Origin of the sequence: Rathayibacter rubneri (genome assembly GCF_023743255.1) — a bacterium.
Classification (GTDB): domain Bacteria; phylum Actinomycetota; class Actinomycetes; order Actinomycetales; family Microbacteriaceae; genus Rathayibacter; species Rathayibacter rubneri.
Genome location: NZ_JAMRYM010000132.1, coordinates 1 through 6,627 on the forward strand (window position 1 = coordinate 1; position 6,627 = coordinate 6,627).

Genomic DNA, 6,627 nt, shown 5'->3' on the forward strand with positions numbered 1-6,627 from the left:
CCCGAGTGCCGACCCCGGCACTCGGGCTCCCGGTCGGCGTCTCGTCGGCTCCGGGGGCGCGGCTCGGGCCCACGACCGGCGTGGAGCCGATCTCGGTGACCTGCTGCGGCGGCTGCATCGCGCCGGCGACGGTGACGGCGCCTCCGATGATCGCGGCGAGGCAGACGGCCGCGCCGACGGCGAGCAGGACGGGACCGCGTCGGGCCATGGTCGTCTCCTCGGGGGTCGTGCCGTTGCCGGTCGAGCGGCGGAACGGGTTCGGTGTCGATGGTCTCACGGGGCGAGGATCCTTCCGGTGGTGTCGGCGAGCGACCGGGCGGCGAGCGAGCGCCAGGCCGGTCGGAAGAGGTAGAGGCAGGCGAGGCGCAGGCGCGCCGCCGTGTCGTGGGCGTGGAGGCGGTGCGGAGGCACTCCGGCCCGCTCGGCGGTGCGGTCGACGATCGCGGCGGCCTCGGCGGCCCGCCCCGGCGGCAGCAGCCCCTGCGCGGTGCGCAGTCGCAGGTGCGCGCGCAGGTTGCCGAGATCGAGCGCGGCCTCGGCCCGCGCCGCAGTGTCGAGATCGAGCAGGGCCAGGGACCCGTCGTCGGCGGCGAGGAGCTGCTTGTCGTGCAGATCGCGGTGCGCGAGGACGAGCGGCTCCGCGGGGGCGGCGACGAGCGACTCCGACACGCGAGCGGCCGCCGCGAGCACCTGGGCGCGCTCGTGCGCGGGCAGCTGTGTCGCGGCGTGCGCGGCCCAGGTCGCGACGACGTCGGACTCCGCGGCCGGCCCGTGCTCCGGCAGCTCGGCGGGCGCCGGGGGCAGGAGGGCCCAGCCCTCGGCCCAGCGCTCCCAGACCGCGCGCCACCGCTCGGGCGTCGTGCGCGGGTCGGAGCCGACCTCGAGCAGTGTGCGCCCAGGCAGCGCGGCGAAGCGGACGAGGCCGTCGGGGTCGTCGGCGCGGTGGAGCACCCGGGGCAGGTCGAACCCTGCGGCGAAGACCTCGGCGCTCGCATGGGCGGCGACGACTCCGGGAGCGGCGTGTGGGCGCAGCACCTTGAGGAAGCTCCGGCCGTCCGCCGAGCGCACCACGGCGCGGCGACCGGGGCGGTGCACCACGACCGCCCCCTCCCGGCGGGCGGACTCGAGGGCGGGGAGACGGCGGTCGGTGCCGGCGGGCAGGAGCCGGATCCCGCCCGAGGCGCTCCAGCGGCCGCCGCGGACGTCGGGCGAGCCGGCGGCGTGCGCCTCGAGATCGGCGCCGTCGGGAGCGGGCCACGCGCGCGAGACGGTCCACGTCACTCCGTCCTCGACGATCTCCGCGGGCACCGCACTCAGCACGCGAGCACCCCCTCGGCCCGCGCGAGGGCGGCCTCGACGCGCTCGCGCCAGTCGGGCAGGGCGGTGCGGAACGGCTCGACGGCGCGCAGGAGCACGGCGGAGGCGGTGCGGCGGCGGAGGGCGGCGGGGTCGACCGCTCCCCCGGCGGTGCGGTACGCCTCGAGCAGGGCCGCTCCGAGCGCGGAGGAGGGCGGCTCCGCCGCGAGGAGCCCGCCCAGATCCCGCTCGGGCTCGTCGGCGCGGACGCGGTCGAAGTCGATCAGCCGCACGCCGTCGCCGACGAGGACCTGGTCGGCCGAGAAGTCGCCGTGCACGACGGCGGAGCGGGGGCCCGCGCCGGCGAGGCCGCTCGCGAGTCGCTCGAGCCGCGGCGCGAGACCCGGGACGAGGTCGACGAGGGCCCGCACCGCGGTGGCGACCTCGTCGCCGGAGCCCGCGGGCACCGGGACGCCCCGCACGGCGTGCAGACGGGCGAGGGCGGTCCCCGCCCGGGCGGCGGCGAGCTCAGAGCGGCGCTCGGTGAGATCGCCGTCGCCCCACCACGGGGTCGAGGAGGCGCCGGAGCCGATCACCGTGGGGACGAGGACGGGGACGCCCCGGTCGGCGAGGGCGCGCTGCACGCGCGCGACCTCCACCACCGACGCGGCCGCTCCGGGGGTCACGATCTTGACCACGCGCGACGCCTCGGCCACGACGAGGCGGCGGTGCGGGTTGTGCCGCAGGAGGCGGGCGCGCTCGAGCAGCCCGGGCTCGAGCCGCTCGAGGCGCCGCACCGAGGGCGAGAGCTCGCGGTCGGCGCGCACGGGGCCGCTCACGGCGAGGAGCCCGGGATGCTCGCGCAGGACGACCCCGACGCGCCGGGCGCGCTCGCGGGTCTTGTCGAGCTTGGCCGGATCGGCGTACGAGGCGATCCAGCCCGGGCCGGCGGGACCGTCGAACGCGACCACGACGTCCGCGCCGCGCTTCCAGCGCCGACGGGTCACGTGGACCGCGCCGCCCAGGGCGTCGTCGAGGCGCCGCGCGTCGAGGAGCTGCGCGAGGGCCGGGAGCGCCGGATCACGACGGGCCAGGTCGGTCACGGCCGCCTCCGTGCCGGGGGTCACGCGCGCACCTCCTCGGTCGTCCCGGGAACCGCGGCGCGGCGGAACCAGGCCGCGACACGGGAGTCGCTGCCGAGCAGCTCCTCGGGGGTCCCGTCCTCGACGATGCGGCCGTCCTCGAGCCAGAGCAGGCGGTCGGCGCCGGCGATCGCGGCGGGGTCGTGCGTGATGGAGATCGTCGTGCGGCCCCGGGTGAGCTCGGCGAGCGACTGCGCCACCTGGGCGCGCGCCTCGGGATCGAGCCCGGTCGTGGCCTCGTCGAGGACGACGACCGGGGCGTCGCGCAGCAGCGCCCGGGCGATGGCGATGCGCTGGCGCTGGCCGCCCGACAGCGTGCCCCCGCGCTCGCCGAGCACGGTCTCGAAGCCGTCGGGCAGCGCCTCGACGAAGTCGCTCGCGTTCGCGCGGCGGGCCGCCTCCTCGACCTCGGCGTCGGTCGCATCCAGGCGCCCGTAGCGGATGTTCTCGCGGACCGACGTGGCGAAGAGGACCGAGTCCTGCAGCAGGAGGGAGATGCTCGCGCGCAGGCTCGACAGGGTGGCGTCGCGCAGATCGGTGCCGTCGAGCGCGATGCGGCCGCGGCGCGGATCGGAGGCGCGCACGAGCAGGCTCGCGAGCGTGGACTTGCCGGCTCCGGAGGCGCCGAGCAGGCAGACGTTCTCGCCGCCGCCGATCCGGAGCGACAGGTCGGTGAAGAGCGGGCGGCCGTAGCCGTCGTCGACTCCGATCGCCTCGAACGAGACGGCGCCGGCGGTCGTGACGAGCGGCCGGGCGCCGGGGCGGTCGCGCACCTCGATCTCCTCGTCCAGCAGGTCGGCGACCCGCTCCCCCGAGGCCGCGGCGCGCGCGATGCGGCCCGTGTACTTCGCGAGGTCCTTCAGCGGGCGCATGGCGATCTTGAGGTACATGGTGAAGACGACGAGGTCGCCCGGGGTCATCTGCCCCTCGAGCACGCGCCAGCCGCCGCCGGTGAGGACCAGCGCGGTCGCGACTCCCACGATCACGTCGGTGCGGCGCTCGAGCGCGGCCGCGAGGCGGCGGGCCTTCACTCCTTGGTGCAGCGCGGTGGCGTTGCCGCGGTCGAACGCTCCGCCGACCTCCTTCTCGAGTCCGTAGGCCTGCACGACGCGGATCGCGCCGAGCGTCTGCTGGGCGGTGTCGGCGAGCGCACCCTCGCCCTTGCGGGTCGAGCGCGAGGCGCTGGTGATCGACGACGAGCTGCGCCGGGAGGAGACGAGGTAGACGATCGCCGCGCCGACGACGACGAGCGTGAGCAGCGGATCCAGCCACAGCATCACGACGGTGAGCACGACGAGCGTGATGACGTTGCCGACCAGCGGCAGGCCGGCGGTGACCGCCACCTCCTGCAGGCGGCCGATGTCGCCGACGAGACGCTGCACGGTGTCGCCCGCCGAGGACACCGTGTGGTACCTCAGCGACAGGGCCTGCACGTGCGCGAAGACGCGGGCGCGCAGCGACGTCGCGACGCGGGAGCCGACGAGCGCGAAGGCGATCGTCGAGAGGTACGCGGTGATCGCGCGCAGGCCCACGAGGCCGAGCAGGATCGCTCCGCACGCGACGAGGAGGCCGATGGTCGCGGGAGGCGTCCCCGCGTTGGCGCCGGCTGTGGCGCCGAGGCTCGCGCTGACGCTGTCGATCACGATCTTCAGCGGCCAGGGCTCGAGCACCCGGAGGATCACCTCGGCCAGCAGCGCGACGAGTCCGCCGAGCATCAGGAGGCGGTGCTCTCGCAGGTGCGGGCGCACGATGTGCAGGCTGCGGCGCAGCGCACCGGGGTCGGGCGCGGTGCGGCCGGCGCGGCTCATGCGGCGACCTCGCGGGCGTCGGGCAGGGCGTCGGGCAGGGCGTCGAGGATCCGCCCGAGCACCCGGGACCAGTCGTGCTCGGCGACCGCGACGGCGCGGGCGGCGGCTCCCATCGCGCGGCGGCGGGCGGGATCGGCGGCGAGGTCGGCGAGCGCCGCGGCGAGCGCCTCCGCCCGCCCCGGAGCGACGACCAGGCCGGTGACCCCGTGCTCGAGGATCGAGGGGATCTGGCCGACGCCCGAGGCGACGACGGGGAGCCCGGCGGCCAGGTACTCGTAGACCTTCAGCGGCGAGAAGTAGTCCTCGGCGGCGCGCTGCGGGTACGGGGCGACCCCCACGTCGAGGCGGGCGAGCTGCCCGGGCATGTCCTCGGGGGCGACGGCGCCGGTGAACTCGACGTCGAGGCCGAGGCGCTCGGCCTGCTCGCGGAGCGCCGGGCCCTGGGGTCCGTCCCCCACCACGAGGAGGCGGACGAGCGCGGGATCCAGGCGTGCGACCGCATCGAGCAGAGTGCCGACTCCGTGCCACGGCTTCAGAGTGCCGACGAAGCCGACGGTGAGCGGGTGGCCGTCGCGGAACGGGGCCTCGACGATGCGCCGGGTGTTGACGCCGTTGGGGGCGACGAGCGGGGAACGCGCGCCGCGGTCGGCGGCCCAGCGCGCCACCGGGGCGGAGACGCACGCGACGACCGCCGCCGCGGCGAGGACCGCGCGGGTGGCGTCGAGGGCCTCGTCCTCGTCGACGAGGACGCGGTGCTCGCGCTGCTCGTCGATCAGCGGCGAGTTGACCTCGAGGACCGCGGGGACGCCGAGCCCCACCGAGACGAGCGCCGAGGCGCGGCTGAAGAGGGAGTAGCGCTCGTAGACGAGGTCGCAGCCGTCGAGCAGCACCGCCTCGGCGAGGTGCACGGCCGCGGCGGCCACCGCGCGCTCGCGCTCGGCCGGGTCCTGCACGCGGGTGCGGTGCTCGAGCACGGGCACGTCGGCGAGGTCGGCCGGGACGCTGTCACCGGCGCGGGCGCAGTAGACGCGCACGTCGTCGCCGCGCGAGCGGAGGGCGCGGAGGATCTCCTGGACGTGGACGGAGGAGCCCTTGCTCCCGAACACGGGCACGCCGGGGTCGGCGCAGACGACGGCGACGCGCATCACGCCACCTCCGCCGCGGAGGCGTCGCGGGTCAGCGCAGCGAGGGTGCGGGCCTGGACCCGTGAATCGAACTCGCTCTCGACCAGGGCTCGCGCGCGAGCGGTGACGCCGGCGGTGTCGAAGGCCGGGTCGGCCACGCGCTGGAGTGCCCGGGCGAGGTCGTCCACACGGCCCGGACGGCAGAGGATCCCGGTGTCGCCGTCGCGGATCACCTCGGGGATCCCGGTGACCGCGGTCGAGATGCACGGCACTCCCGTCGCCATGGCCTCCAGCAGCACGGTCGGCAGCCCGTCGGCGTTTCCGTCGACGCCGACGATGCACGGCGCGACGAACACGTCCGAGCGGCGCAGCAGAGCGGCCACCCCGTTCTGCGGCACGGGCCCCAGGAGCCGGACACGCGACTCCAGGCCCGCGGAGCGGATCCGCTCGTCGAGCGCGTCGTGCAGCTCGCCGCCGCCCGCGATCTCGATCTCGACGTCCTGCCCGCCGGCGGCGAGCATCGCCGCGGCGTCGACGAGCAGTGCGAAGCCCTTCTTCTCGACCAGCCGGCCGACCGCGGCGACGCGGAGCACGCCGGTGCGCTCGGGGCGCGGCGAGAAGGCGAAGCGTTCGAGCTCGAGGCCGTTGTAGACGCGGCGCACGCGTCCCGCGGCTCCGGGGAACCGTGCGGCCAGGTGCAGCACGTTGTAGTCGCTCACCGTGACGGCGAAGCTCGCGTCGGCGAGCTTGCGCTGGAGGTCGGCGGCGTCGACGGACTCGTGGAAGAGGTCCTTGGCGTGGGCGGTGAAGGAGTACGGCACGCCCGTCAGCAGCGACGCGAGCCGGGCGACGGTCGTGGCGCTGGAGGCGAAGTGCGCGTGCAGGTGCGTCACCCCCTCGCGCTGCACGGCGGCGGCCAGCTGCACGGCCTGCGAGGCGTCCTCGGGGCTCGCCCGCAGCAGCTCCGGCAGCAGGCGCGCGACGGACTCCATCAGCTCGGGCGACTGCTCGGCGGCCCGCAGCCCCTGCCAGAGCGCGGACGCCTTGAGCGGCTTGTCGAGGTAGCGGACCGGCGCGCTCACGCGGGCGAGCTCGGGGTGGAAGCGGGGGTCGTCGGGAGCGCGGAGCGAGACGATCACGAGGTCCTCGCCCGCGGCCTCGCGAGCCAGTATCTCGGAGACGACGAAGGTCTCGGAGAAGCGGGGGTAGACCTTGAGGACGTAGGCGGTGCGGGGCATCGGGGCTCCTGGGGTGTTC

At 76.4% G+C, this 6,627-nt stretch carries 6 protein-coding genes; all 6 read right to left on the reverse strand.

Annotated elements, in window-relative coordinates; all coding sequences use genetic code 11:
- The coding region (locus NB037_RS17880) for a hypothetical protein (protein WP_251948185.1) at nucleotides 1-277 on the reverse strand (277 nt) is incomplete at its 3' end.
- Nucleotides 274-1,308, reverse strand: coding sequence for a hypothetical protein (locus tag NB037_RS17885; protein ID WP_251948187.1), 1,035 nt, complete (start codon nucleotides 1,306-1,308; stop codon nucleotides 274-276). The genes NB037_RS17885 and NB037_RS17880, both read right to left, overlap by 4 nt.
- Before the next feature lie 5 nt (nucleotides 1,309-1,313).
- On the reverse strand, nucleotides 1,314-2,423 hold the full coding sequence (locus NB037_RS17890; RefSeq protein WP_251948189.1) for a phosphotransferase family protein: 1,110 nt from the start codon (nucleotides 2,421-2,423) through the stop codon (nucleotides 1,314-1,316).
- Entirely contained in the window at nucleotides 2,420-4,246 is a 1,827-nt protein-coding gene (locus NB037_RS17895; RefSeq protein WP_251948191.1) for an ABC transporter ATP-binding protein, read from the reverse strand. The genes NB037_RS17890 and NB037_RS17895 overlap by 4 nt, the downstream gene beginning before the upstream one ends.
- A complete protein-coding gene (locus NB037_RS17900) occupies nucleotides 4,243-5,391 on the reverse strand; it encodes a glycosyltransferase family 4 protein (RefSeq protein ID WP_251948193.1) in 1,149 nt (382 codons plus the stop codon). Before NB037_RS17900 ends, NB037_RS17895 begins: the two co-directional genes overlap by 4 nt.
- Entirely contained in the window at nucleotides 5,391-6,608 is a 1,218-nt protein-coding gene (locus tag NB037_RS17905; protein WP_251948195.1) for a glycosyltransferase, read from the reverse strand. The genes NB037_RS17900 and NB037_RS17905 overlap by 1 nt, the downstream gene beginning before the upstream one ends.
- Nucleotides 6,609-6,627: the final 19 nt, after the last annotated feature.

Excerpts from the sequence above, each read along its gene's own strand:
- NB037_RS17900 (WP_251948193.1), bottom strand. The coding sequence starts at position 5,391 with ATGCGCGTCGCCGTCGTCTGCGCCGACCCCGGCGTGCCCGTGTTCGGG.
- NB037_RS17895 (WP_251948191.1), bottom strand. The coding sequence starts at position 4,246 with ATGAGCCGCGCCGGCCGCACCGCGCCCGACCCCGGTGCGCTGCGCCGC.
- NB037_RS17905 (WP_251948195.1), bottom strand. The coding sequence starts at position 6,608 with ATGCCCCGCACCGCCTACGTCCTCAAGGTCTACCCCCGCTTCTCCGAG.